Origin of the sequence: Leptospira noguchii serovar Panama str. CZ214, assembly GCF_000306255.2 — a bacterium.
GTDB lineage: Bacteria > Spirochaetota > Leptospiria > Leptospirales > Leptospiraceae > Leptospira > Leptospira noguchii.
The window spans coordinates 1-26,565 of sequence record NZ_AKWY02000017.1; the positions used below are offsets into that span (position 1 = coordinate 1).

A 26,565-nucleotide genomic window follows, 5' to 3' on the forward strand; every position below is an offset into this window, starting at 1 on the left:
AATCGATTCAGGGCTATCCTAATTCGTTGGGAAAGAAAATCTGAAAATTATCTTGCATCTCTTTATCTCGCAAGCTCTATCATTGCTTTTAACTTTTTTGATAGGTAGTTTTGAGACCGGCTCTTAATTGAAAAGCAATGGCAAAGGATGTGCGTCCTTATTCTTTTTTCAATTTCGTCTTTGTTATTTTTTCGATTTATAATTTATCGTGATTTTGATATTTTTCTAATTTAATATCGATTCTTGAATTTTCGATTGGAAATAGTTACAGCATGACCTTGGGAGCTAGATTACATTTTCTTGGGGTTTGTTTTCTGCTCATTGCTTCCTTCTTTCTCTTACTCTTCACCGGAAAATCGGAAATTGTTTATTATATTTCAATTTCTTCTGTTCCAATTTATTTAACTTTTAAATACGCATTTACTAGGATAGATCACGCACCTCACTTTTTAATTTTATTACAGTTTTATTTTTGAATATGGTGATTATTTCACTTTGTCCAACATATTCTACTGAACAAAGAACGTCTTAGTGTATTCACACTGAACGATATTAACCTCGCAAAAACTAATATATAATGAAAATAAAATATATCTTTGACGAAAGGATCGATGCCGGGTTCGCTCAGAATTTCTTGCCTCGAACTATAGAATTTTTCAATAACTCTAATTAGATTATTATGTAAAGTTTTAAAATAATATTTATAAAATAGAATATTCTAATATTATTGTTATAAAAATTTAGAACTAAATAGTAGAATCGCTTTGATGATAATATTTGTCCAATTATTTTGTGTCCCATTTAAGGCAAAAAATCGTTTTACATTGAGATTTTAAAGGGCAAAATTTTATAAAAATTGGAAAAATGAAATCACTTTTTAAAAAATGGATTAGAAAAATAGACTTTCATTTGAAATGTTGGTTTAAAGGGAAGTTTAAAAAACATTATGAATTTCAAATTATTAGTTATACTTTTTGTGATTATTTTTGGGATTACCACAAATTATTTTGGAGATTCTTTACCGAAAATGGAACAACAATCGAAAGCATTTGAATTTAACCGACAAGGTGTGACTTTATTAAACAAAGGAAATTTGGTTCAGGCTCGGTCCTTTTTTGAAAAAGCGATTAAATTAAATCCTCAATCTCCAGAATATGTAAATAACGTAGGAGTAACTTATTTAAATGAAGGTAAATTAGACCAAGCGATCGTTTTTTTTGCAAAATCCGCAGAAAGAGATCCGAATTATGCGAGAGCTTTTTACAATTTAGGTGTCGCTTATCAAAATCAACAAAACAATGAAAAAGCGGTTCAAAATTATCTAAAGGTTGTAGCGATAGATAAAACCTTTGCAGAAGTATATTTCAATTTAGGTATTGTTTATGCTCGAATGGGAAATAAAAAACAAGCGATCGACAGTTATCAAAAGTTTATTGAAGTCGCGCCTACAGAATACGAAAAACCAAAAAAGGATGCAAAGTCTAAAATCGAAGAACTTAAGAAAGGATAAATAAACACTCAAATCAAGTTTAAGATTTTTGAAATTTATGGCGTGAATGGATTTTCAAAGATGTATTCAATCAAATTGATCTAAAAAATAACTGTAAAAGAAAATTACCAAAAATACTAGAGTCGCTGGAAAATGAATCTCCATCTTGTTTCTATTTTATAGAAACGGTTATTGAAGCAATTCTATTGATCGCCGTTATGAAGTTTTTCAACAACTCTAACAATGATTCTATCAAAAGTAGAATTTGAAATCGTGGAAAAATAGATTTTAACTAAGAGCCGGTCTCAAAACTACCTATCAAAAAAGTTAAAAGCAATGATAGAGCTTGCGAGATAAAGAGATGCAAGATAATTTTCAGATTTTCTTTCCCAACGAATTAGGATAGCCCTGAATCGATTGTGCCAACTGTTAGTTCTTTCAACGACCCAACGTCTAGGTTTTCCTTTATATTTACCGATGAGAGGCTTTTCACCTTTTTTCCGAATATGAGATTGAATGTTTCTTCTTTTGATTAAAACTTCTATATCTTTGAAATCATAACCTTTATCTAAACAAATATGTTTTGGCTTCTTTCTTCTTTTTCCGGAAAATATTAGGATTGAATTCAACGTATCTTTTACACCGTGTTTGTCATGAACGTTAGCTCCAGTCAATGTAATTGCCAAAGGAATTCCATTTCCATCTGTAAGAATATGCCGTTTAACCCCTAATTTGGCACGGTCTGTAGGGTTTTTCCCAGTTAAGCTCCCCCTTTGGGAGCTTTAACCATTGCCGAATCCATCGAAGCCCAGTCCCATGCTATTTGATTCTTTACATCATAATATTTTAAAATAGATTTATAAATCTTTTTGAATGCTCCTGCTCGTTCCCATTCTTGAAATCTTCTGTGACAAGTTTGGCCTGATCCAAACTCATTCGGAATGGCACGCCACTGACAGCCTGTTTTCATTCGATAGATGATACCTGCCATTACTACTCGTGTTGGTACTCGATTGCGACCTCCTTTCGGATTTACCTTTTCTTTCGGGATTAATGGGGCTATTTGTTTCCAAAGTGCATCCGGTATCTCTGAATAATATTTGTCCATTTCACATTGATATTATTACCCTTTCTCTCTACAAACAATTTTGAGACCGGCTTTTAGAACCTGTCCCAAAATCTAAAAGAATTTTACGCGGTTATGATTTAGAAATTTTTAATAAAATGCAGTAGTTCCTACAAATTAAGTCGCATTTGGCAATTTGCGAGCATAGTGTCGTTAAATCTTTGCAGTAGTTCCCACATTTTATGAACTCAGCTGTCCTTACTCGACAGGTTTTGGGACAGCTCTTAGCTAAAAAGGAAATTGAAAACAATGAAAGCAAGCTTTTCTATAACTACTTCATTTTTCAGTTTCAAATCAAACAGCTATTGAAAAATTATTTTTATACGCCCAATCGCTTAGTTCTTTTTCAAAAATTAGTTTTTGTACCTAAAATTGAATCATCTTGAAATCATTTCTCCGCTGTTTTTAGATAAAACCAAATTTAATAAATTTATACCTAAATTAAATTAGTATTGACTGAAAATTTGGGCTGATAGTAATTAGGCAAAAGAATTTGTGATATTTTAATAATAAATAATCACAAATTTGGGATTTGTGGCAAACACATGACCATAATAACTTTTGCAATAGTTAGAAGACAAAATTATTTCATTAGAAGTGTCGTAAAAGTTCTTCTATGTAAGTTTTCTAATTTTCTTTTCGCATTAAAAATCAATATAACTAAACAAGATCATTTTTGTCCGAAAAAAAGAATCGTTGGTAATTTTGCGATCTTCTTTGCGCGTATTATTGTTCTATTTTTTTTTATGTGTGTTGATGTCTATGCTTCCGATAAAAAGGCTTTAAGAGTCAATTTGGAAACTGCGACTCAGATTGCCTTAACGAATTATTATTTGTTATTATCTCTCAAAAATAAAAACACCGCAATCAAGGAACTTATTTCAGAACGATGGAGAGATTTGCTACCTACCTTAGGTGTTAATATGACAAGACAGAAATACATTATCGAACATTCAAACGATTACGTTTACAATGCGATTTTGGTCAATTTGGACCAAATCGTTTATGACGGTGGCAAGAAAAAACTCGATCTTGATATTGCTCAACTAGAGGAAATACTAAGTAGGGAAGATTTTAAAATTACTTCTTCTAAAGTTAAGTTAGAAGTTGAAAAGACGTTCATTAATACGTTAGTCGCTCTTGCTAAGGTGGCTTTGAATAAGAAATCGGTGGAGCGCGCTAAAGAACAACTGAGACTTGCAAAACTAGAGGCAAAACTCGGTTTTACCACACAAATTCAAGTTTTAAGCGTAGCCTCCCGCCTACAAGAAATCGAATTCGCATTGGTGAAATCCGTCAACGAGTATCTCAAAGCTAAAAACGATTTGAAGTTGGTCATGAGTTTGGACCGTCAATTTGATCTTATCATTGAGGGGAATTTACTCACAGACTTCTATCTTTCCTATCCCAATTTTAAAAGAGAAGTGTTGATCGACAACGCTCAAAACCAACGATCGGAAATAGTCAGAATTAAAATTAACAATAGAAAATTATCCAAAGAACGCGAACTAGCCGAAAACGCATGGATTCCTCAGATTTCGGTAGGTGGTTCTTACGGAAGAACCGGCGTAACCTATCCCTTACAAAATGATACATGGAATGTAAATGTTAAAGTTGTTTTCCCTTTGGGTGGATCCACGAATACGACGACAGAAAATTTAGGTATGCGTTATAATAACCAAGCTAGTTCCGGTTTTGCCGGTACTGTAAATCCTAACTTTAATGCCGCAACGTCCAACAATCTGCAAGTTTTAGATAATATGAGTTATTCAAGAAAGGTAATGGAGAGCAAGATTAAACTAGGAGATTCTATTGCTGAAAAAAAACGCCTAGAACAATCTATTGCAATCGAAGTTGAAAAGGCCAGTGATTTCGTTAAGGAATCTTATGATCTAATTACGATCGGTAGTGGAATGGTTTATTTTCGTTATGAAAGTATGCGTTTAATGAATACTAAAATTCAAGTCGGAGAAGCAAAACGATCAGACATACTTTTTGCCGAAACCGAGCTTGTTGGCGCTCAAGAAAAACTTGTAGATGCAATCGGAAAATATTGTACTTCCGTTTACGAATTGGAATGGGTTTCGGGTATGCCGCCCGATTCTTTGAAGTTGTTCAATTATAAACCGAATCACGGAAATACAATTTTACCCCTGATTTTAGAAAACAGACCCATTCCTAAATCGAAAGTAAGCGAAAATTTTAAAGTTAAAGATATTGAGGAATATTTCAATTCACCTGAAACCGACTCTGAGGCAGACTTGGAAACATATGATCCTCTGAAGAAGTAAAACTATGAAAAAGCATAAACAATTTAAATATTTTATTTTAATAATATTCTTATATTCGATTTGTTTTCTCTCTATGAATTGCAGTAAACTTGAAAATAAATTCAAGAATTGGATTCCTTTGGACAATAGTCCAGCTTCGCCTAAAGTATTGTATTCCATTCCGTCTCCGGGACAAACTGGCGTTTTAAGGGATCAGAAAATCGTAATGACGTTTAATAAACCGATCGACGAACAAAGTTGTATCGGCGCTTTTTCGGTTCAACCGGGAGTTACAGGACTTTTTGAAGTTAATGGAAGTTCTTTGACCTTTACACCAAATAAAAGATGGCAAGGTGGAATTACTTATTTAGTAAATCTTTCCAATCGATGTGAAGATCAAGACGGTCGCGATTTAGAAAAACCGTACAGTATTAGTTTTTCCGTAAGTACCGACGTACTTCCTCCCGACGTGATTTCGATCGGTGGAAGAAAAAACACAATAGGTTGTCTGAACACCGATCCGATTATGGATTTTGTAAATTTTCAAAATAACTTTTATAGTACTACCGACGTTTGTGTCAACACTCCGCTTGTGTTGACATTTACAAAACCGATGGATAGGGGAACCGTAGAATCTAACTTTCTCTCCGTTCCACAAATGGTAGGGTCTTTTGTTTGGAGTAATAATAATACAGTTCTTACTTTTACTCCTAGAGAAGCTCTTACGACTGGTCTTACCTATGTTTTAACTGTTTCACAAACCGCACAAGATACGTCCGAAAATCCATTGGGTAAAAATGTCTCCGTAAGTTTTACAGTAGGAACGGAAATCGTCAAACCTCAAGTCCTAATGCAGGACGGATTTATTCAAAACGTGGGCGGTTGTTCTCCTGGTACTCTTGCTTCTACTTTATTTCCGGCAGGACTTTTTAATGCAGTAGGTTTATGTACCGGTATTGTCCCTGGTTTTCAATCCTCTCCGATTATGATTGATTTTTCGGAAGCGATGAATTTAGCCACAACCGATTCGAATATTAACATATCTCCGAATATCAACGGAATCAAAACTTGGTCCACAAGTCCGAACGGAAGTTGTGGATCTACCGGTCCTTGTGGTACGACAAGCCGACTAACGTTTACGCCTGTAATACCTTGGCAGCATTCGGTTACTTACACCGTTACTGTTTCTGGAAATGCAACGGACATAGCGGGAAATCCGGTAGGCCAAAATTATTCTTTCTCGTTTACGGTGGGTCAGGATTTTCAAATTCCAAGAGTGATTTTTCAGGATGGTTTCCTAAACACGGGAGCAGGTTGCGCACCCGGCACACTTGCCTCTGTGTTAGATCCGATCAACGGAATCCGGGATAAAACCGGAGCTTGTTCGGGCCTTTCTACTGCTTCTGCAAATACTCCTATACTCATACATTTTAGCGAATCCGTAGTCCAGTCCACGGTTGAAAACGCGATAAGTATTTCTCCAAATATCATAGGAACTAAAACTTGGCTTACGAGTGGTAACGCGTTATGCGGCTCTACTGGTCCTTGCGGAAACGGCAGTCTTTTAGTATTTACTCCGAGCCAAGATTGGCAGAACACAACTTATACAATTTCAATTCCAGGTTCCGCAATGGATTTAGATGGAAATACATTAGGATCTTCTTATTCGTTTTCTTTTACGTTCGGAATCGATCTTCTTCCGCCCAGAATGGATTTTACAACGGGGCCGTTGTTAAGCGACTTGGCTCCAGTCTGTGGGAATTTAGGACTTACTCCGATCCCGAATCTTACCACTAACGTTTGTAGTCAGACGAACGGAACCAGATTTAGAGTTCGATTTAACGAGCCGATGGATCAAGCGGCAACTACAAACGCATTTTCGTTAACTCCATCCGTGACGGGATTAATTACTTGGCCTTCTCCTACCGAGTTGTTGTTTACTCCGTCTCAGAATTTGAATTTGTTCGCACAGTATAAACTTACAATCAGTACTGCGGCTAAGGACCTTGCGGGTAACGCGATGGTTTCTGAATTTATTAGCTTTTTTACGACTGGAAACGGAGGTCCGGTAAACAATACTCCGCCTACCGTACTCAACGTGTTATCCGACGTTGCGACCGGTCCGGGAGGTTGTGATGGCGGGATGGACGATTCCTTAACACCTTCCTTTGTGACGAACGTTTGCACAGATAACGTAGGAACGGGGCAAGGAGCGTCATTCGAAGTTATATTCAGTAAAAACATGGATCAGAATTTGACGTCTCAAGCGTTCTCGATTAGTCCAAACATTTCAGGACTTATCTCTTGGACGTCTCCGACTACACTTCGATTTATCGCAACTCAATCTCTCAATCCGAACACTCAGTACGTGATTTCGATCGGTCAAAACGCCACCGACTCAGGTGGAATTCAAATTCAAAGCGCTTATGTTCTTTATTTTCTCACGTCACCACTTGGAGGTTTTCCTGCTGTAAACTCCATAGACGTGTTTTCTGGCACAACTGCAAATTGCCAAGCGGGTCTGGGAATCGTTTCTAACATTTTAGCTGCGACAGTCAACAACGCTTGTACTGGAAATCCAGCGATCAACCCGATCGTGGTTACCTTTTCCGAACCGATGAATTCGTCTTCTCTCCGATCCGGTTTTACGATTTCTCCTTCAGTAACGGGACAATTTTCTTTTCCGACTGCAAATCAGATGATCTTTACTCCGGACGTAGCTTTTCAATACGGAAGGAGATATAATATTTCTCTTGCGACCTCGATAACAAATACTTCGAGCAAAGGACTTAGGAATTCTGTAAATGCTACTTTTGTAGTGGGGGCTTTGGATTCGAACCAACCGGTGGTAACCGGAATCGATTTTGAAGTGGATGGGGACGGGGATAATTGTGTAGCCCCACCTAACGACGTGTTAAACGCTCAAAACGGTACTCTTACGAATAACGTGTGCACGGGTGTTCCGATTGTAATTCATTTTAACGAAGTAATGGATCCAGTTTCTACACAAAACGCGTTATCTGTCTCTCCTTCTGCGAATTTTGCGATCACTTTTGCAGGGAGCGACATGACTTTGACTCCTTTGATTGCGTTAACCAGTAGGCAAAATTATACTTTAACAATTTCTACTTCGGCGAAAGATTTAGCGGGAAATTCTCTACAAAATTCATTTTCTCTAATATTCAGAACTGAGAATAATTCACCGCAAGTAATCGCGATCGGAAGAGGAAACCAAGCCAACTGTAACAGTATGGCGGTTACAACAGGATGTTGGTGGCAGGCGGGAACTCCTTTTCTTCCTGCTTCCTCCTATTCCTTCACTCCAGGGTTGCAGGTTTGTCCTGCAGATTCTACTTCGGACAACATTGTAATCGTTTTTAATCAACCGATGAATACCGTAAGTGCATTAAACGCAGTCAGTATAAGCGCTGTATCTCAGGTCCCGAATAGCGCTTCTTCTATTTACAAAGGTAAGTGGGTATGGAGCGACAGCGATAGAGTTTTGACCATTTCGATGACGGACGTCAATTTAGTGTGCGGTTTTGATATGTTATTTAATACGGGAATCGGCGGAGCAAATTATCCCCTCTATTTGATTCAAATAGATCAGTCTGCCACGAATACAAACGGGACTGCTTTATCTTCGCAGTTCAATTTTTTCTTCGAAAGTAATTAAAAGAGTATATTTATGAATAAAATTTTCCAATCGATCGTATTACTTTTATTTTCGACGATTTTATATAACTGCTCGGCAATTTCCAAGTTATTCCGTTCTTCCGGAAGTTATCAGGTATATGTAATGAAGTCTGAAGAAAATACTTCTTTGGCTTTAGGAAAAATTGTCAGTAGGGACGCTAGATTCTCTCCTTATCTTATGGAAAACTTTAAGGATATGCTTCAACTCCAATTGATGGCGGAAGGTTATTCTATAAAGGAAATGCCAGAAGAGAAATCCTTAAGGAAATTAATTTCGAATTCCGAATCCGTTGACTCGAATGAAAAAAAAGAAACTATCCCGATAGCGACCGAAACCCAAGCTGCGGAAGGAAGTGCAAATGTAAAAGATTTACTTCCGGAAAATCTGCGGCATGTTTTGGATAAGGGAACAGTAGTAGGATTTTCTAATGTATCTAAAGAGGTACAATTTGGTGATTATCTTTCCAGCGACGAGATCAAATCTTTATCGGAACGAACGGGGATCCATTATTTTGTTCAAGGAGCCATTGGTAATAACGATTCTGGAAATTTATTGGAGGAAGATTTCAATTCTCTGGTCTTTCTTAAAATTTATGATTCGAACGGAGTATTAAAAGGTGGAGTCACTTATGTGGTCAACGGACGTACCTTAAACGATGCCAATCTGTTAAGAGAAGTCTGCCAAAATATTTCCAATAAGATTGGTGCCTTATTAAAACTATGATACATAGATATTCTCGTAAAAAATTTCTTATTCCTATTTTGGTATTCATTATCGCTTCAACGTATTCCTGTAAAAAAGAATCCGAAGAGTTAAAGTCTTTAAAAAGAGACGCGAATATTGCTTACGCAAAACGAGATCTGAACGGAGCATTTGCGCTTTTTTCGCAGGTTTTAGAAATGGATTCCGATTCGACGAATACCATGATCATGTTGGGCAAGATTTATTATTATAAAAAAGATTTTGAAAAGGCGGAGGAGATGTTCAAAAACGCTGCGAGTAGTGAAAAATGTAATTCGAACGCAGAATACTGGCTTTCAAAAATGCAAAGTTTACGCGGAGAGGATCGGGTGGAAGTGAAAGAACGTCTCGAATCCGTTATAGACAATATCCCTAATCGATGGGAAGTACAATACACATTGGGGACATTGATGGAATCTGAAGGGAAAATTCAGGAGGCTCTTTCCTTGTATGATCAAGCACAAGCGGAGTCTGCTAAACTATCTCTTTTATATCTGCGTTTGGGAAAGATATATCAAAAAGCACAAAGAAAAGAAATGGCGGATCGTTATTTTGAAAAGGCTAAATCCATATCCGAAGAAAATTCCGATATGTTCAAAATGATCGAGTCCGAAATAAATAGGGCACGTTAAACTATATGTCTGCTTCCAAGTTACAGATTTTTAGGAACGTCTTAATGTCGAAAACGGCTAAAATGGCATTATTGATCTTTTGTTTATTCGTACTTTATAAAGTTTTTATACAATCGGATCTAAGGTCTTCCATTAGAGATAAAAGAAAAGAAGGCAAATTTGAATTTATCCTTAGTTTATTCAAAAAAAAAGACAAAGATTACGTTATGGACTCGGTAATTGTAAAAGCGATTATGGTTCATCCGGAAAAGATAAATCCATCAATTCACTCTTTAGGAACCGTCGATTTTTTGGATAAGGTAGATATAGTTTCTAAAACCGCAGGTATCATCGTAGAAATTAAAGCTAAAGAAGGGGAAAAAGTTAAAAAAGGGGAGGTGTTGCTTCAAGTTGACACTCTTCAGTTGGAGTTAGAAAGAAAAAAAAATCAGTCCGCTTTACAAAGCGCGTTTTCTTCACTCAGCCTTAGCGAGGAAAAATTCGCAAAAGCCAAAGAGAACATTGAAGTCAGAATGCTGGATATAGAAAAAAGAAGGACACAAACCAAAGAAGCCAAAGCTGAATTAGCTAAAATGAAAATGACCTTTGCCGGTAAGGAAACTCTCTACAGAGAAGGTGGTATCAGCAAGGAAGAAATAGAACACGCTCAAACTTCACTTATCACGGCGGAGGCCAAATATCGTATGAGCGTAAAGGATTTGGAAATGGGAATGGTAGGTTTTAGGAACGAAGATATTACTTCGAAAAATATGAAAGTTCCCGAAGATCCCAAGGAAAAATTAAAACTATTCGTTGATATTAATACCCGTATCGACAAGGCGGAAGTAAATGTCGCACATTCTCAAGTAGAAGCCGCACAGGCAGCTCTAACGTCCACGGAGGAGTTAATTCGTGCCGCTACGATCCGATCTCCGATTGACGGAATTGTAGCCTACGTGAACAAACACGTTGGGGAATACGTAAATCCGGGAGCGGTAAATAGTCCAGATCAGGCGATTTTAGTTCTTGTAAATATTCATAAAGTATTCGCAAAATTGAATATTCGAGAATCTGATATGACATCGATCCGTAAAGGTATGGATCTTGAATTTACAGCAGACGTATATCCCGAAAAGAAGTTTTACGGAAAAGTAGGAGTTATCAACCCAATCGTAGATCCTAAAACTCACACTATAGAAGTAAAAGCTTTAATCAAAAACGAGGACCGATCATTAAATCCAGGAATGTTTATAAGGGGTTCCATTTTTACGGGAGAGACAAAAGTGTCCCTTTTGGTTCCATCGGAATCCTTATTCGCTAAAGATAACGACGCAGCATGGATTTATGTACTCAATGATGGGATCGCATTAAGATCCAAAGTAAAAACTGGAAATCAATACGAAGATAAGATTGAAATACTCGAAGGTTTAAATCCTGGAAGTATCATAGCCGTGGAAAAACTTACCCAACTCAAGGACGGTATGAAAGTTCGTCCAGAGATGGAAAACAGTCTTAAATAAAAGTGAAATACCTTCAGCGGATAGCAATCGATAGACCGGTCACGACGGCTATGTTCTATCTACTTTTGATTTTGCTTGGCTTAATCTCTCTAAAAGATCTGGAGGTGAATTTGCTTCCGGATATGGAATTTCCCCGCCTAACGGTGATTACAAATTTTCAAAATGCTGCCCCTGAAGAGGTTGAAAATTTAATTACAAAACCTTTAACCGAATCTGTCGGTACAGTGAAAGGAATCGAAAAAATTTCTTCCGAATCGATGGAAGGAGTTTCTTTTGTTACTCTACAATTTGGTTGGGGAAACAAAATCGATTACTCTGCAATGGAAGTGAGGGAAAAAATAGATCTAATTCGAGGGATCCTTCCCGAAGATGCGGGCAAACCAATCGTCACAAAATTCGATCCGAGCCAATCCGCAATTCAAGAGATCGTTTTTTTCCCCGTAGATAAATCCAGAACACACGAACTAAGGGGATTTATTAAAAGAGAAATCAAAAGTTATTTGGATCGTGTGGACGGGGTCGCGCTCGCGCAAATTTCAGGAGGGTTTAAAAAAGAAATTCTCATCGAAGTAGATCCTTCTTCTATGTATGCCCATCAAATATCCATTAAAGACATACAAGGTGCAGTAGAAAGTTCTAATATAAATTATCCTGCGGGTCACATTGAAGAAGGTTCTAAAGACGTATTGATACGAACGATGGGTGAATATCGGGATTTTCGTGAAATTGAAAAGACCAACGTATCTAAAAACGATAAGAACATTCCGGTTCGTTTGGGAAATATCGCCCAGATTCATGAAGGGTATAAGGAAAGGAAAGGGCTCGCAAGATATAATGGGGAAGAATGTGTAACCGTATCGATCTATAAGGAATCCGGAAAAAACACCGTAACTGTATCCGAATCCGTCCGCTCCGAATTGGAACGACTCAAGGAACAACATAAAAATGTAATCAAGGCGGATATTGTGTACGAAGAATCCAGATTCGTAAAACAATCCATAGACAATATCACCGGAGAATTGATTTCCGGAGGTTTGCTTGCCTTTCTTTCTCTTATATTCATACTTCGTAATATGGAAAGTCCGCTTATACTTTTGACGGTGCTTCCCATATCGGTTATTACTACGTTTTTACTGATGTATCTCAAAGATCTTACTCTCAACGTTATGACGTTGGGAGGTTTGTCCTTGGGAATCGGGATGTTGTTCGACTCGGGTAACGTAGTATTGGCTGCGATCGAAAGACACGTTAGGAACGGACTTCCCGTAAAAGAGGCTTCCTTAACAGGAGCCAATGAAGTGGCAGGATCGATCACTTCCGCAGTTTTGACCACGGTGATTATATTTTTACCAATCGTTTTTTTAAAAGGAATCATCGGAGTTGTATTCGGAGAAATGGCATTAACAATCACCTTTTCGTTGTTAGTCAGTTTAGCCGTATCTCTTACACTTATACCGATGTTGTCGGCACTTCGAGGAAATAAGGTATGGTCTCGAAAATTTGATCAGTGGTCTTTCTTTAAAAAGGTAGCGACTTGGGAAAACGAAATAGACGTTCGTTTTGTAAAAGGATTAACAAACTGGCTTGGAAAACCGAAACGTTTTTTTATGGGAATCGCGATCTGTTTTGTAGTAGTTCTAATTTTAATTTCATATGTAGATAAAGAGTTCATACCCAAAGTAGATACTGGAGAATTTAAAATAGAAATACTTAATGTAAAAGGTTCTTCACTTTCTTCTACGTCCGAACTTGTCCAAGAATTAGAAACGAAATTAATCAAAGAAAAGGAAGTAAAACACGTCATTTCAAATATCGGTTACGATGAAGAACAAATTTTATCCCGTTCCGGAGGGGAAGTCGGAACTCATCAGGCTCAAGTAAGAGTTGTACTTTCTACGGATCGATCGGAAAAGACAAAGGACTTCATTCGTAGATTTAGGGAGAAAATTCAATACTCTCAGAATATAGGAATTCATTTCTATCCGGAAGAAGATATGCTTTCAAAAATACTTTCTCCTGATTCTAAAGCGGTCACTTTGGAGATAGAAGGAAATGATCTGGCCACTTTGGCTTTTATAGGCGAAAACGTAAGAAATGAAATTTCTAAAATCCAAGGTATTACAGATTCCAAAAGTAGTTTAGAATCTGAGAACCGAGAGTTCCAGATTCGATTTGACGAAGACAAAATGTCCGTCTATGGATTATCACACCAATATCTTGCCGGAATTTTAAAAACGGCACTTAAAGGAACGATAGCAACAAGGTTGAGAATCAACGACGAGGAATTTGACGTTAGACTTCGTTATAGACAATCCGATCGAAAATACAAAGAAAATATTTCCAGAATTATAATTCGTACACCGTCGGGGGAAGCGGTCTTTCTTGATCAAGCGGCGGAAATTCGGGAAGGAAAAGGATACGCTTCGATTCTTAGAATAGGTCAAAGTCGAGTGAATAGAATTACGGCTAACGTTGAAAACGTAAAACAATCCGCCGTAATTTCAGAAGTCGAAGAGTATATAGAACGATTAAAATTACCCGTCGGATATAAAATTCATTTCGGAGGAGAAAAGGAAAATATAGACTCTTCAATGCGGGAATTGTTATTCGCTTTCGTATTAGCTGTCGTTTTAATTTACATGCTGCTTGCGGGACAGTTCGAATCGCTTTTAATTCCATTAATTATGTTATGTACAATTCCTTTGATTCTAATTGGAATCATACCGGCGTTATTAATAACGGGTAATAGTTTTAATATCAGTTCCTTTACCGGAATTATACTCCTGGTGGGAATTGTCGTGGATAACGCCGCTTTATTCTACGAATACGTAGAAATTTTAGAACACGACCAAGTTTCGCTTAAGGAGGCAATTATCGGAAGCGGACAAATTGTACTCCGTCCGATTATTATGAACAATGGGACCACTCTTTTAGGTTTACTTCCGGTCGCATTAGAATTGGGAGAAGGAACTGAATTCCAATCACCTATGGCGGTAACCGTAATCAGTGGACTAGCCGCTTCCGTTGTACTTTCTCTTTTTCTGATTCCGATCGCATTTTATTATATTCTAAAATGGCAAAGAGCAAGAAAAAAAGCGATCTAAAGGAATATACGACTGTTCCTGAGCGTGGAGGAAAACCATTCGCTCTGGTTCTTTGGGTGGAAAAACATAGAACGGGAACGGTAATGATTTTTCTGAGTCTGATACTTTTAGGGGTTATTGCATTTCGTTTTATACCCATATCCCTGTTTCCAGAAGCGCCTTATCCTGGTCTTACAGTGGAAACGGAGTATTTCGGCGTCGGTCCTGAAAAAATCGAAGAAATCATCACAAAGCCGATTGAAGAATCCGTATCTACGTTAGGCGGAATTCAACATCTATTTTCCGTCTCCGAGGAAGGAAAATCAAAAGTACATATTCAATTTGATCAGAATGCTGATTTGGAAATTAAATCATTGGAAATAAGAGATAAGGTAGAACAAGTCTCTTATAGATTTCCTAGAGAAACGCAAAAACCGGTCGTACTTCAATACGATCCGACTCAAAAACCGGTATTCATCATCGTTCCTAAAAGTTCTTCATTGAACATTATGGAGATACGAGAAATATCCGATCGTGAAATCAAAAAGATCATAGAAGGAATTCCCGGTGTTAGCGAAGTCGTAGTAGCCGGAGGAAAACCGAGGGAAATTTTAATTTCATGCGATGCGCAGAAAATGATCGGATTCGGCGTGGATATGAACTTACTTTTATCCGTGTTACAGGAGGCGAATCATAACGAGAATCCCGGAGAGGTTACGGAAGGGTCCATTCAAATTCCGGTATATGTTAAAGGTAGAATACGGAGTTTAAAGGAAATAGAATCCTTATCTTTGCGAAAAGATGAATCTGGAAAACTAATCCGAGTGGGCGACGTGGCAAAAGTGAGCTTTTCTTACAGAGAGGAAAATTCTGCGGCGAGAGTGAACGGACAAAATACGGTCAGCATATACGTTTATCGAGCGGGAACGGCTAACCTTTTGGCGGTTTCTGAAGAACTTAGAAAAGAACTCAAAAAAGCAGAAAATACAAATTTGAACTTTGAAATTTTATATGACCAAGCGGAAACGGTCATACAGGCTATCAGAAACTTCTTTTTTGCCTCGTTAATTGGGTTTATACTTTTTATTATTGCAGCTTCCTTAATATTCCAAGAATTTAAATCTTCTTGTTTATTTGCGTTCTTGTTGGTTTGTCAGTTTTTTATCGGATCGATTTTTATGTATTTCCTAAAAATCGATTATAATCTTGTTACGATCGTAGGATTAATTTTAGGTTGTGGATGTTGCCTATGCGTTTTTATAGTTAATCAATTATTTTCTAATTATGGAAAAAACTCAAATTCGATTACGGGCGAGATATTCACCACGATATTGTTGGTATCTGGTGTATTTCTTCCGATTTTATTTACTACGAAAGAACTGAAAAGTATTTACGGCGGCTTAGGTTTTGTTTTATCTGTAAATTTTTTTATCAGCTATTTGATTTCAATTACGATATTACCGAGTCTTAGAACCAAATTTCAAATCGACATTAAAATTTTTAACGTTCCAAAAATCTTAAAAACTTTCATCCATAAATTGGACATTCTATCATATTACATTCATAGAATGAAAGAGGATATAATCGATAAAACTTTGTCGGTTATTGATTATTCTAGAAAAAGACCAAAAGTATTTTTGTCCGTTTATATTTTATTTATCCTAATCGGTATTTATTTTTATTTTATTTCCAAACACGAGTTTATCAACAAAGTAGAGGAAAAACAGCTGATAGGGAACGTAGAGTTCCCCTCTGGAACTAGTTTTTCAAGAATTAACGCAATTACGGAACGGATCGAAAAAAGTCTATCAGAATTATATAATATTAAAGAAGTCAATTCAAAAGTGGAAAACGGTAAGTCTACAATCGTAGTGAAGTTTAATGAAAGCGTATCGAATGTAGATGAAATCGGAAAAGAATTAGAAGAAATCGTAGGAGACATTAAACCCGCTTTTATATATTTTTCAGGAAGCAACGACGAAGCTTTATTAAAGGAAGTAACGATCGACGTAATCGGAGACGATCTAAATAAGATTGATCAAATTACAAGACAAGTTTCTTCCGTAGCACAAGAATTGCTTCCTAACGTTAGACACGTTTTATTGAGATATAAACCGCCTAGAGAAGAGGTCCGGGTAGTTATAGACAAGGAAAAAAGTGAATCCTTGGGAATCCGTTCCCAAGATATAGGTCGATTGCTACGTTACGGAATTCAAGGTGGAGTCGCTACAAAATTTATAGAAGAAGAAAGAGAAGTAGACATTAGAATTCGATATGATTCGAATTACCGGGATCAATTTACAGATCTGAAGGAATATAAAATTGATACTGAAAAAGGTAAATCAGTGCCTTTGTTGGAAATTGCATCCCTAACCAGAGACACTACACCCGTCAGGATTTATAGAAAAAATAAAAGAAGGGTTTTATCGTTTAGTCTTAGAATTGCAGATATGAGTTTAACCGAAATTCTACCCAAGCTCGAAAAACTAAAAGAAGTCGAACTTCCTAAACAATACAGAATAGAATTCAGCGATAGCCTGCAAAAGGTATTAGAACATCAAAAAAAAATGAACTTCATTTTGAGTTTCGCTGGATTGATTCTATTTATGATTCTTGCATCTTATTTGGAATCCTTAAAAGGACCTTTTTTATTATTATCTGTATTACCTTTGCCGTTGTTTTTTGTTATCATAATCATTTATTGGATCGATTTACCTTTGACCATTCCAGTTTATATCGGCATGATTATCATCAGTGCGTTCGGAATATTAGAAACTTTTATACTTCGGAAAGAACTTTCTCCTTGGAAAAATCAGGGAGAAAAATTTGAAATTGGTTTAATGCCGTACGACTTAAAAGAAAAAATAAGAACCTTACTATCGAAATTTTTTCAACTTTGGTTTTTAATCATTCTATTTTATTTACCATCCATTTTCAGTTTTGGAACCGGTGCGGCGATGCTAAAAACCGTTTCCATTACATTGATTCTTGGGCTGATTGGAATTTGTTTTTTTACTCCAATCGTATTTATCACGTTTTACTTATATACTACCGCGATCACAAATACAATTACGGACGTGTATCGGCAAAGCATAGACTGGACAAACTTAAAACTTATCGAACTTAGGAGAAACACAAGATGACTGTATTGAGTTTTTTAAAGAATACATTGTTTAAGCCGGAATATTATTTTAAGATTTATTCGTTACAATCCAATCAAATTCAATCGAACTACCCGGTTAAGAATTTTTTTATTGTATTGATTAGCCTTACAATATTACTCACGTGCACGAGGGTTTTACAGGAATCGTTTTTTTCTTCGGTTAAAGTTACGGTGGCTCAAGAAGCTTCGGCAAAGGTGGAAGAAAATCGAAAAAATTACGGACAAAATCAAGGAATCGTTTTTATCTTACTTTCCAAAATAATCTACGTTTCGATTTGGATTTTAATTCCAATCTTACTTTCGTTAATCCGGCTTCCAATTCTTTATTTTATTGGAGAACATAAAACCCGATTCAAAGAACTTTTCATTACAACTCTTGCAACCTCTCTTCCGCTTCTATTATCTAGTTTTATAATTTCGGTTATGTATGATTTAGTCTTATCAAATTACACGATTGGAAACTTTGAAACATTAAAATTATTCTTTTTGATTTGTTTTATAATTTTACTAGTATCTTGGATTTGGGAAGGTAGATTGTGTTTTTATGCTTTTACGGGACAGTATAATCAAAATAACGGAAGAGCTATTTTAACTTGGTTATCCCCAAGTTTATTGTTTATAAATCTACTTGCGATCAATCTTGTAATTCAAATTTGGTTTCGTTAATATAGTTGTGGGACTTTGGAAACAACAAATTTTGAAAGAAAGAATGATTACGAATCTCTATAAATTGAGTATCTAATTGTCTATTATGTTGTGCCACGACATTGAGTTTTTTATCAGTCCAGATTTTTTCTATGAATTCACATGAGTAAAATGTAAACTAGTATTTTATTATGTAGTTCTGAGTAAGAAATCTATAGAATTTTTAAATCCATTGGACTTAAGATTGATTTGAATTCTTTCGAAAGCTATTTATATGGATTTACTTTAAGAAAATCAGAATATAATCATTCAAACTGGTTATCTTTTTTTTGGTATCTCTGACTCTTTTGAAACTTGTTTTCCTTCCTGCCATTTACCGCTATAAAGAATTTTCTGATCTTTAGCAACCAGAACTCCGTACCCGTTCTCTTTGTTATTTTTCCATTGGCCTACGTATTTTTTTCCATCCCAATAAATCTTAGAACCAAATCCGTTTTTACAATCTCCGTTACAAGTGTCTTTAAAAAGGGAAAAGTAGCTTCCCCCTAACAGTAGAACCGTAAGCGAAATTACTAAAATCGAAAGTTTATTTCTCAAAAAAAACTGAACCATACACGCCTTCTAAAAAATCTGAAATACAAGTTGTAGCATTGGCGCTAACAATGCAAGATAACCAAATGTAAAAATGAATTTTTTATAACGACGACAAAATAAAAGAAATTTAGAATGATTTTGTTGAGTTAAACCTAAGACTGAAGATTCTTCATTGAAGACATACATTTTAGAAGAAGCTTTTTTCTTCTTTTCTTTTGTGGTTGGAAAATCAGTTGGATTAGCCAACTCCGCTCCGAACCATAGAAGTTTTTGTTTGGAAAAATTTTTTCCAAAAAGATATTCTGGTATAGGATGTAACTCGGAGTATTCGAGGATATCTACTTGACATTTTTGACATTCATTTAAATGCTTCCTAATTAAAAACGGAATTTTTGTTTGTTCGTTTGTTTTTAAAAAGTCCTCAATATTCCAATCTTTGCATATTTCCATATTCAGCCTATCTAATATTTTTCAATTTGATATTAAGTTATCTCAAAAATACTTTATCTTTGCTTGAAAAATTCTTCGATCATTCTAAGATATTTCTAATTTGTGATCATTTTATTATATAGGATCACAAATTAGTTAAAATAAACCAATTGCCGATTTTACGTCCATTATATTTTTATAAAAATAATCTTCTTTTTAAGTTTATTGGAAAATTTTCCTGTAATACTTTAAGGACTGTAATTCATTATGTTACTAAAATTCGAAAAAACTACTTCCTGAAGAATCAATCTCTGAAAAAAGAATAGAGTTGTTGAAAAATTCCATAATTCAGATCAAAAAACTGCTTTAATTTACCGTTTCCATGAAACAGAAACTGATTGAGAATTAATTTTTCAACAACTCTAATAAACTTGTAAAAGAAATTATTCAGTAATTTAGAAAACGATATTCTCAGATGACCAAATCTCACAAAATCAATGAAGATCTCTGTTTATTGTAATAAACATCTACCTGATCAAAAAGTATTTGTTTCGCTTCTTGAAATCTATAAAAGTAATTATATTCTATTTCTCTTTTTTGGAGAACCAAAGAAAAACTTTACGACCGCATTGTTTCAACAATTTCACTTTCTGCTATTGCTCATTGGAATTTTGTTACTGAGCAAATATTTTCGAGTTTCGTTCGAACAATAATTGCTTCTCGGGCCGAATGAAAAACTAAATTATTAGGAGGATTTTTGTATTCGATCGTTTTGGAAAATGGAGCAATCAAGGTTACCTGAAAAAAAGTGGTAAGCTTGGAACAAAAAACAGGACACGATAACGTTTATCAAACCTAAATTTGGAAAATGAAAATCTTATCACATCCTAAACAGCTTTCGATATAAATTAAAACTTTACGATGGATCGTATAAGAAAATTAGCATATAATTATAAAATGTCTGGTTACGGCAAATTCATGATTTTATATGAAAAAAGAAGCGAATGAATCATAGGCGAATCTATTAACTCTACTTAGAATTGAGCTTTGGACCAAAGAGAGTAGGTTTTACATATCTTCATCTTATTTAGTGTAAGTTCGTTGTAAGTTGGGAAGAAGAAAGGTCTTTTGCTCAAAGTGCCAGATTACATATTGAATCAAGCTTTCAGCAAAAAGGGGTAAAATATGGCATGTTGACGATCCATTTTCAGATAGCCTGTTGAATTAATTTCAGAAAATATAATGTGTGGAAAAATAGATAGTAGAGTTGTTGAAAAATTACATAGTAACAATCAATAAAACTGCTTCAATCGACCGTTTCTCTGAAACAGAAACTAAATGGCGATTCATTTTTCAACGATTGACTTAGAGGGAAATACGCCATCGAATTATAACGATGAAAACATTTCGAAAATCAGAATATTTTAAAGTTATTAACAACCAAGTGAATTTCTAAGTTTGCTGTTCGTTTACTTTCTATAGATCGTGAGATTGGGTCCGGGTTTTTTTACAAAAAATTTCCCCGGAGAAGGGGTGAGCGGAGACTTTGGCTCCGCTCAGGGGAAGGCTTTCCCCTTTCTGTATTCTGGATGGAACAAATGTTTTTGGTTGTAACTCAATCTAATTGGCTTTGATTTTCGGAAACATCAGCCAATTTTGAATATTATTCCTCGATTTAATTTTTGTGCGAGTCTCTATAATCTGAGGTTTGTTTTAAATGAGATTTTTAAAAGGAAATAGTAATCGTATTTAGTTAGTAAGGCAAATTGTAGTACTAATCGTGATTTTATATGTTTGCAATAATCACAGTATTTATAATTTTACGTAAGTGAATGACTCTAGTAATAAAGCTGAAGCTGGAAAATACATTCGAAAGATATCAATCAAAAAAACGAAGAGGAAAAAAGATGAGTAAGATAGTAAGTGTAGTCGTGATTTTAATATTCATGACGAGTTGCTTTACGATCGGTAAAGTAGGATATATGTCGCCTGCACCACATGACAAGGGTGAACTTTCGCAGGAAATACTTGGCGAAAAATGCGCCTTTGTTGTGACGAATATCTTGAACGATATGAATCGTAATTTGGCTAACAAAGGGAAATCTGATTTAACGAATGTAGGGTTGGAATTTACACGTTTGAATTGTGTGCAAACAAGGAGTTTGAAATAAGATGAGAAGTATGTTAAAATCGATAACTTTGTTTTTGTTTCTATTGTTAAGCGTAAATTGTTCATTCAACTGGGGTCAGTTTAAAAGATATTCTGTGGAAATACCTACCGATTTAGAAGTGGTTGGTAGCGGTACTCGCGTAAGCGGGAGTGATTGTATTTTTTTACCGACTCGTTGGTATGTAAATAGTATTGCCCAAGCTGTACGGGATGCTTTACAATCTGCTCCAGGTGCTACGGGCCTGCAAGACGTAGAAGTAAAGGCAAAATCGTATCAGTATATAATCATGGGTTGTATCGAGGTGGAAGGAACTCCAGTGAGGGAAGTTTCTACTGTGACAAAACCTACGAAGAAAAAATAATTTATTTCTTTTGAAAACTAAAATTGGAAACGAGAAATAGATTAAAAAAATAGAATGTATTAGAGTGAGTTTTTGGAACCGAAGAAAGAAAAAATGGATGGATTCAAATTAGAGTCGAACAAAAAAGTAATAAATACACAGGCAGTTGCATATATGCTGACGAGATTTGCGAAAATAAAATCAAGTGCGTGTAGTACGACAGTGACTAACGTTCTTATAGAGTTGGAGAAGGTAGCAGAGGCCGGGCTTTCTGCTTTTAGTAAAAAGTTTATCCAAAGTTATAAACTTGTTTGTGTTTTCTTCGGATTTGTTTGCTTTGTGTTGAGAGTTTCAAAAGATTTAGTTAAAATTGGAAATCGACTTATACAAATCGATAATTATATTTTTGCGTTGAGTTACGAAATAATATTTATAAAATAGAATATTCTAATGTTATTATCAAAATTTAGAACTAAATAGTAGAGTTGGATTACTCTAATGATAATCTTTGTCCAATTATTTTATGTTCCATTTAACATAAAAATCGTTTTTATATTAGAATTGTTGACAAATTTCATAGCTCAGCTTAACAAAATTGCTTTATCGACGGTTTTTATGAAACAGAAATGGATGGAGAATTAATTTTTCAACTCTATTGAAATCTTATAAAAATTAGAAAAATGAAAATCATTATCTATTAACTTAATTCAGAATATAAAACCAAGTTTTCAATGCTCAACATAACAAAAAAACGTAGTCTTTCGAAGTCGTTTTGGGGAATTTTGGCCATCATTTTTTAATAGCTTCGACAGAAGGATGTAGTGGAAATACTGAGTTAGAGCACGGTTTATCGAAGCGAAAGCGGAAAGAAATTGCCCTTTAACTAAGATTAAGATTTAGGTATGAACGTAAACACGAACTTTATGAACGAATTTGGCTTAGATTACAACTTTAAGAGTGGTGACTTACATAAGCGCAAGTTTTAATATATCAGCAATCAAAACGGACAATCGAACCTGTCGTTGTCTTACAACACATGAAATCTATTATAACTCTTTTTACGACTGAAAAGGAATTTAAAATTCTTTCTGATTTAAATGTTATCAGTGAAGGATATTCAGATCAGCTTTCTCTGAAAAGGATGGACAGGATGTCTTTTGGTTGATTTTTGGAAAGTATCATCCAGAATCAACTTACTTGATTCAAAGAGTGCATAGGGGATAACAAACATGTCCGGACATTCGAAATGGGCTACGATCAAACGTAAAAAAGATGCGATCGATTCTAAACGCGGAGCCATTTTTACAAGAGTGGGAAAAGAAATTACTGTAGCTGCAAAAATGGGAGGAGGAGATCCGGAAGGAAATCCAAGACTTAGACTTGCAATCTTAAAAGCAAAATCCGTAAATATGCCCAAGGATAACATAGAAAGGGCCGTTCGAAAAGGAACCGGAGAACTAGAAGGGGTTACTTACGAGGAATGCCTTTACGAGTGTTTTGGTCCGGGCGGAATTGCGATCATGGTTTCTGCGGTGACAGATAAAAAATCCAGAACTACACCTGAGATCAAAAGTATTCTTACAAAATTAGGAGGGTCTCTCGCTACTTCTGGGTCCGTTAGTCGTCTTTTCGAAAAAAAAGGGGTAATCGTTTTAGAATCTTCTCAAATCAGCGAAGACGAACTCGTTGATGTTGCCGTTGGCGGAGGTGCGGAAGATGTGATTAATGAAGGTGACGTCTATCGTGTAATTACTACTCCGGACGATTATGAGACCGTCTTACACGCTTTAAACGAAAAAGGACTTAAATCCGAAGAATCAGAAATACGTTATATCCCTTTGGTAAGTTCCGAAATTGCAGATAAGGAAGTTGCAGAAAAGGTAATGAAATTGATCGATCAATTGGATGGACACGATGACGTGACTTCTGTAACTTCTAATTTTGAATTGGCAAGTTCTCTTGAAAAAGAATTTGAATGAATGACTTTTGAATTTTAGAGATATTGAAAAATGAATTCTCCATTTCTGTTTGTTTTTATTGAAATGGGAATTAAAGTAGTTTTATTGATCTGAACTATTGAATTTTTCAATTACACTTTTTATCTCGTTTACGACTTTAGATTTGAACGGGACGGTTTTTCAATTTTAAAGATGACGCCTCGGTATTTTTTCCGGAAATAAACTGAAAAAAATTCTGATTAAAAAATCTAATTTAGAAGTTGTACTGTAAGTTTTTATGAAAATGCAGTAGTTCCCACAGAATGTCTCTTAGGTGGGTTGTTTGTTTTTGGTAGGGTTAAGAAATGTAGAAAGTTTCTGAAAATACCTGTTGTTTAAACTCAAAAACAAGGGTTGCGGTTTGATCTACAAACAGTGTAATATTTTATGAGCATTAGTAAATTAAAAATTTATTTTATAACAGTTCTTTTATGTTTAAAGTAAATATTATTACTTGGATGCATAAAAACAATACTATGGTAAGTTCGTTTCAAGATATAGAATCTGAGATCTCTTTCAAAAAAGCCAATGATCTTGCGTCAGACGCAATTGTTAAAAACTTCTGCATCTTTGTAAAATCGATCGTTAATTTTGGATATTATTTTCATGCATCCGAATAATAATTCTTTGAGAATTATCGGCATCGATCCAGGTTCGCATAGAGCTGGTTATGCGGTTTTAGAAAAAAAAGCTTCTAAAATCAAAATTTTAAATTATGGAACCGTAGAAGTTCCTTCCCGAACTCCTAGTCCTGATAATCTTTTGATATTACGGAAAGGACTTAGAGAAATTTTGGAAGAATTTAATCCTTCTATTGCTTCCGTGGAAGAAATGTTTTTTGCCAAAAATAAAAAAACTGCGTCTCGTGTATTCGAATCGAGAGGAGTTCTTTTAGTTACTTTAGCAGAAATGAATATTCAAGTTTTAGAACCTACCGTTTCTCAGATCAAAAAAGGAACGACTGGAAGTGGAACTGCGGATAAAAAACAGATTCGTCAGGCTTTAAAACTTCTTTTAAATGTCGATTTGTTAAAAGGACACGACGATTCTTGGGACGCGATCGCTGCGGCTTATGTCGGACTTTCAATGACTTCTAGTCCTTTATTATCTAAACTTCTATTTGAGCGCTTATAGAAGTAAGACTGAGTTTAAGAGATGACTTAACGTGACGAAGTTGCAAAACCCAGCACGTTGCTATTAATTCTATTTGTAACGTAAGGCGACATGGAATTCAAACCCCGACTGTGGAGATATTCAGAGTTTGAGTTTTACAAAAATGATTCATCCTAAGGTTTTGGGACAGATTCTAAATTCAAACTTTTTTATTCGACTTCATAAGTAATTAGCTTTTAGTTTTAAGGCTTTGGAGCGTCTTATTTTTAATAACCTAATTGTAGTTAGGTATTTAGCTGTTGATATTTATAGAAATAACATGAGTCCGACGTAAGAAAATTAGGGGAATCTGGCTTACTGTAGACAGCCGAACCAGGTTCTCAATTCTGGTCAATAAATTGTATATAGGAAACGTTATATAGTAATATTCTTTAGTTTTAATATAGAACGCGATCCATAGAGAGCGTTCTGCTGAGTTTAACGCGATTTGTCGAGCGACTCATAGGGAACGTGCATTGAGTTTTTCGCATCGATCCCTTTCGCGTTGATTCACGTTAAATTAAATAATATAAATTTTTATTAGAGTTGTTGAAAAATTCCATAGTTCAGATCAACAAAACTGCCTCAATCAATCGTTTCCATGAAACGAAAACTGTTGAAAAATTAATTTTTCAACAACTCTATACAAAGTCCTGTTTTGGTGCAAATACCGGGTGTTCTGTTATGAGTAGAAATTTAATCTTTTTGTTTTTGATTTTATGATGATCGTAAAACTGCGATTTCATATAGAATTTAATTTTTATTGACCTTGTAAATTGATTGGTATTTTAGCACAAATTCGTAGGGAAAATTCTTGGAAATAAAAAACTCAATGCAACGATTCTCTGAATGCCCTCTCCAGAGCGACTATTGAAGCTCAGCAGATGCTCTCTTTACGGATCGTTTTATGTCGTAACATAATAATTACTTTCGCATTGGTTACGCCAAACACACGTTGGGATTTCATACATTCTCATAAAGTTTTCCGAGAAATAAAAAATAAACTAAAACAAACTGATTTTGTTAAATTTGTTTCAAAATCTTAAATCAATGAAATGGCGGTAGTTCCCGCAGGTTATGTCGTTTTGATTATTGATAGTTTTTAACAATGATTTTTATTACTAAATTTTTGCAGTAGTTCCCACGTTTTGGGAAATGAAAGTAGTTTCTAAAGATCGCGGTGTGATCAATTTTAGGTAAAACTTAACTTAAGCTCGATGTAAGATTTTGTTCTACAAAGCCTAATTTTTCCGTAAAAAATAAAATGTGGAAGCTATCACAAATCCGAGTTTTAGCAGTTAAATTTTGAATAAACGTGGGAACTCATACGAACCGAGGTTATAAAAAGTGAGATTAAGGATTCATAATGTGACAAAATCTGTGGGAACTACTATAAAACTTGGATTTTGCAGTAAAACTTTTGTTTTCCACGAGTTGGAATTAAAAAGAATCGTAAAAAACGTGAGTTCAACGTAAAAAAATCGGTGCGAATCAGGCTTGTCATAGACAGTCGACTATATTCTCAATTCCGGTCAAT

Annotated in this window: 17 protein-coding genes and 3 pseudogenes; 16 read left to right on the forward strand and 4 right to left on the reverse strand. The window is 35.4% G+C overall.

Annotated features, from left to right (window positions below; genetic code table 11):
- From LEP1GSC059_RS24090 to LEP1GSC059_RS06740, 3 genes and pseudogenes are all read left to right on the forward strand, one after another.
- Positions 1-108 (forward strand): annotated as a pseudogene (locus tag LEP1GSC059_RS24090) (IS5 family transposase); the annotation flags it as partial.
- 15 nt (positions 109-123) lie between these two features.
- Positions 124-532, forward strand: a pseudogene (locus LEP1GSC059_RS24095) (hypothetical protein); the annotation flags it as partial.
- Between the two features lie 414 nt (positions 533-946).
- Positions 947-1,510 carry a tetratricopeptide repeat protein gene (locus tag LEP1GSC059_RS06740; RefSeq protein ID WP_017215506.1) on the forward strand — a complete coding sequence of 188 codons (564 nt, stop codon included), beginning with the start codon at positions 947-949 and terminating at the stop codon, positions 1,508-1,510.
- Between the two features lie 290 nt (positions 1,511-1,800).
- Here LEP1GSC059_RS06740 and LEP1GSC059_RS22885 read toward each other — a convergent pair.
- Positions 1,801-2,576 (reverse strand): IS5 family transposase gene (locus LEP1GSC059_RS22885; RefSeq protein ID WP_238323705.1). Its coding sequence is split into 2 segments (ribosomal slippage): positions 1,801-2,252 and positions 2,252-2,576, totalling 777 coding nucleotides; the frame shifts between segments, so codons are not numbered across the junction.
- Positions 2,577-3,361: 785 nt separating this feature from the next.
- Here LEP1GSC059_RS22885 and LEP1GSC059_RS06755 point away from each other — a divergent pair.
- Genes LEP1GSC059_RS06755 through LEP1GSC059_RS06790 form a run of 8 tightly spaced genes read left to right on the forward strand, consistent with a single transcriptional unit; the run spans position 3,362 to position 18,366 of the window.
- The gene (locus LEP1GSC059_RS06755) at positions 3,362-4,906 is read left to right on the forward strand and encodes a TolC family protein (protein ID WP_051196099.1); all 1,545 of its coding nucleotides are present in this window, start codon (positions 3,362-3,364) and stop codon (positions 4,904-4,906) included.
- 4 nt (positions 4,907-4,910) lie between these two features.
- Positions 4,911-8,561 (forward strand): Ig-like domain-containing domain, encoded by a 3,651-nt coding sequence (locus LEP1GSC059_RS06760; RefSeq protein WP_017215507.1) that lies wholly within the window; start codon positions 4,911-4,913, stop codon positions 8,559-8,561.
- A 12-nt stretch (positions 8,562-8,573) separates the two neighbouring features.
- On the forward strand, positions 8,574-9,305 hold the full coding sequence (locus tag LEP1GSC059_RS06765) for a lipoprotein (RefSeq protein WP_020980529.1): 732 nt from the start codon (positions 8,574-8,576) through the stop codon (positions 9,303-9,305).
- Positions 9,302-9,955: a tetratricopeptide repeat protein gene (locus tag LEP1GSC059_RS06770; protein WP_017215508.1), complete on the forward strand. Its 654-nt coding sequence runs from the start codon at positions 9,302-9,304 to the stop codon at positions 9,953-9,955. The genes LEP1GSC059_RS06765 and LEP1GSC059_RS06770 overlap by 4 nt, the downstream gene beginning before the upstream one ends.
- Positions 9,956-9,960: 5 nt before the next feature.
- Positions 9,961-11,454, forward strand: a complete 1,494-nt coding sequence (locus LEP1GSC059_RS06775; RefSeq protein ID WP_036057249.1) for an efflux RND transporter periplasmic adaptor subunit — start codon at positions 9,961-9,963, stop codon at positions 11,452-11,454.
- 2 nt (positions 11,455-11,456) lie between these two features.
- Complete coding sequence (locus LEP1GSC059_RS06780; protein ID WP_036057250.1) at positions 11,457-14,558, forward strand: efflux RND transporter permease subunit; 3,102 nt, start codon at positions 11,457-11,459, stop codon at positions 14,556-14,558.
- A complete protein-coding gene (locus LEP1GSC059_RS06785; protein ID WP_020980511.1) occupies positions 14,528-17,680 on the forward strand; it encodes an efflux RND transporter permease subunit in 3,153 nt (1,050 codons plus the stop codon). Before LEP1GSC059_RS06780 ends, LEP1GSC059_RS06785 begins: the two co-directional genes overlap by 31 nt.
- Entirely contained in the window at positions 17,677-18,366 is a 690-nt protein-coding gene (locus LEP1GSC059_RS06790) for a hypothetical protein (RefSeq protein WP_017215511.1), read from the forward strand. Before LEP1GSC059_RS06785 ends, LEP1GSC059_RS06790 begins: the two co-directional genes overlap by 4 nt.
- 297 nt (positions 18,367-18,663) lie before the next feature.
- Here the strand turns inward: LEP1GSC059_RS06790 and LEP1GSC059_RS06795 are convergent, their stop codons facing one another.
- The 3 genes and pseudogenes from LEP1GSC059_RS06795 to LEP1GSC059_RS24100 all read right to left on the reverse strand — a co-directional run.
- Positions 18,664-18,957 (reverse strand): MORN repeat-containing protein, encoded by a 294-nt coding sequence (locus LEP1GSC059_RS06795; RefSeq protein WP_017215512.1) that lies wholly within the window; start codon positions 18,955-18,957, stop codon positions 18,664-18,666.
- A 9-nt stretch (positions 18,958-18,966) separates the two neighbouring features.
- Positions 18,967-19,389: a hypothetical protein gene (locus tag LEP1GSC059_RS06800; RefSeq protein WP_017215513.1), complete on the reverse strand. Its 423-nt coding sequence runs from the start codon at positions 19,387-19,389 to the stop codon at positions 18,967-18,969.
- A 465-nt stretch (positions 19,390-19,854) separates the two neighbouring features.
- Positions 19,855-20,145: pseudogene (locus LEP1GSC059_RS24100) on the reverse strand (IS3 family transposase); the annotation flags it as partial.
- A gap of 1,130 nt (positions 20,146-21,275) precedes the next feature.
- Between LEP1GSC059_RS24100 and LEP1GSC059_RS06815 the strand changes: the two are divergent.
- The 5 genes from LEP1GSC059_RS06815 to LEP1GSC059_RS06840 all read left to right on the forward strand — a co-directional run bounded on the left by LEP1GSC059_RS06815 (position 21,276) and on the right by LEP1GSC059_RS06840 (position 25,010).
- On the forward strand, positions 21,276-21,539 hold the full coding sequence (locus tag LEP1GSC059_RS06815; RefSeq protein ID WP_036027297.1) for a hypothetical protein: 264 nt from the start codon (positions 21,276-21,278) through the stop codon (positions 21,537-21,539).
- Between the two features lies 1 nt (position 21,540).
- Positions 21,541-21,900, forward strand: coding sequence for a hypothetical protein (locus LEP1GSC059_RS06820; RefSeq protein ID WP_002180558.1), 360 nt, complete (start codon positions 21,541-21,543; stop codon positions 21,898-21,900).
- A 72-nt stretch (positions 21,901-21,972) separates the two neighbouring features.
- Positions 21,973-22,320, forward strand: a complete 348-nt coding sequence (locus tag LEP1GSC059_RS23400; protein WP_017215518.1) for a hypothetical protein — start codon at positions 21,973-21,975, stop codon at positions 22,318-22,320.
- 788 nt (positions 22,321-23,108) lie between these two features.
- Positions 23,109-23,858 carry a YebC/PmpR family DNA-binding transcriptional regulator gene (locus LEP1GSC059_RS06830; protein WP_002180524.1) on the forward strand — a complete coding sequence of 250 codons (750 nt, stop codon included), beginning with the start codon at positions 23,109-23,111 and terminating at the stop codon, positions 23,856-23,858.
- Positions 23,859-24,482: 624 nt separating this feature from the next.
- Positions 24,483-25,010, forward strand: coding sequence for a crossover junction endodeoxyribonuclease RuvC (locus tag LEP1GSC059_RS06840; protein ID WP_002180458.1), 528 nt, complete (start codon positions 24,483-24,485; stop codon positions 25,008-25,010).
- Positions 25,011-26,565 lie beyond the last annotated feature (1,555 nt).

Coding starts and splice junctions, on each gene's coding strand:
- LEP1GSC059_RS06740 (WP_017215506.1), top strand. CDS start 947: ATGAATTTCAAATTATTAGTTATACTTTTTGTGATTATTTTTGGGATT.
- LEP1GSC059_RS06755 (WP_051196099.1), top strand. CDS start 3,362: ATGTGTGTTGATGTCTATGCTTCCGATAAAAAGGCTTTAAGAGTCAAT.
- LEP1GSC059_RS06760 (WP_017215507.1), top strand. CDS start 4,911: ATGAAAAAGCATAAACAATTTAAATATTTTATTTTAATAATATTCTTA.
- LEP1GSC059_RS06765 (WP_020980529.1), top strand. CDS start 8,574: ATGAATAAAATTTTCCAATCGATCGTATTACTTTTATTTTCGACGATT.
- LEP1GSC059_RS06770 (WP_017215508.1), top strand. CDS start 9,302: ATGATACATAGATATTCTCGTAAAAAATTTCTTATTCCTATTTTGGTA.
- LEP1GSC059_RS06775 (WP_036057249.1), top strand. CDS start 9,961: ATGTCTGCTTCCAAGTTACAGATTTTTAGGAACGTCTTAATGTCGAAA.
- LEP1GSC059_RS06785 (WP_020980511.1), top strand. CDS start 14,528: ATGGCAAAGAGCAAGAAAAAAAGCGATCTAAAGGAATATACGACTGTT.
- LEP1GSC059_RS06790 (WP_017215511.1), top strand. CDS start 17,677: ATGACTGTATTGAGTTTTTTAAAGAATACATTGTTTAAGCCGGAATAT.
- LEP1GSC059_RS06795 (WP_017215512.1), bottom strand. CDS start 18,957: ATGGTTCAGTTTTTTTTGAGAAATAAACTTTCGATTTTAGTAATTTCG.
- LEP1GSC059_RS06800 (WP_017215513.1), bottom strand. CDS start 19,389: ATGGAAATATGCAAAGATTGGAATATTGAGGACTTTTTAAAAACAAAC.
- LEP1GSC059_RS06815 (WP_036027297.1), top strand. CDS start 21,276: ATGAGTAAGATAGTAAGTGTAGTCGTGATTTTAATATTCATGACGAGT.
- LEP1GSC059_RS06820 (WP_002180558.1), top strand. CDS start 21,541: ATGAGAAGTATGTTAAAATCGATAACTTTGTTTTTGTTTCTATTGTTA.
- LEP1GSC059_RS06830 (WP_002180524.1), top strand. CDS start 23,109: ATGTCCGGACATTCGAAATGGGCTACGATCAAACGTAAAAAAGATGCG.
- LEP1GSC059_RS06840 (WP_002180458.1), top strand. CDS start 24,483: ATGCATCCGAATAATAATTCTTTGAGAATTATCGGCATCGATCCAGGT.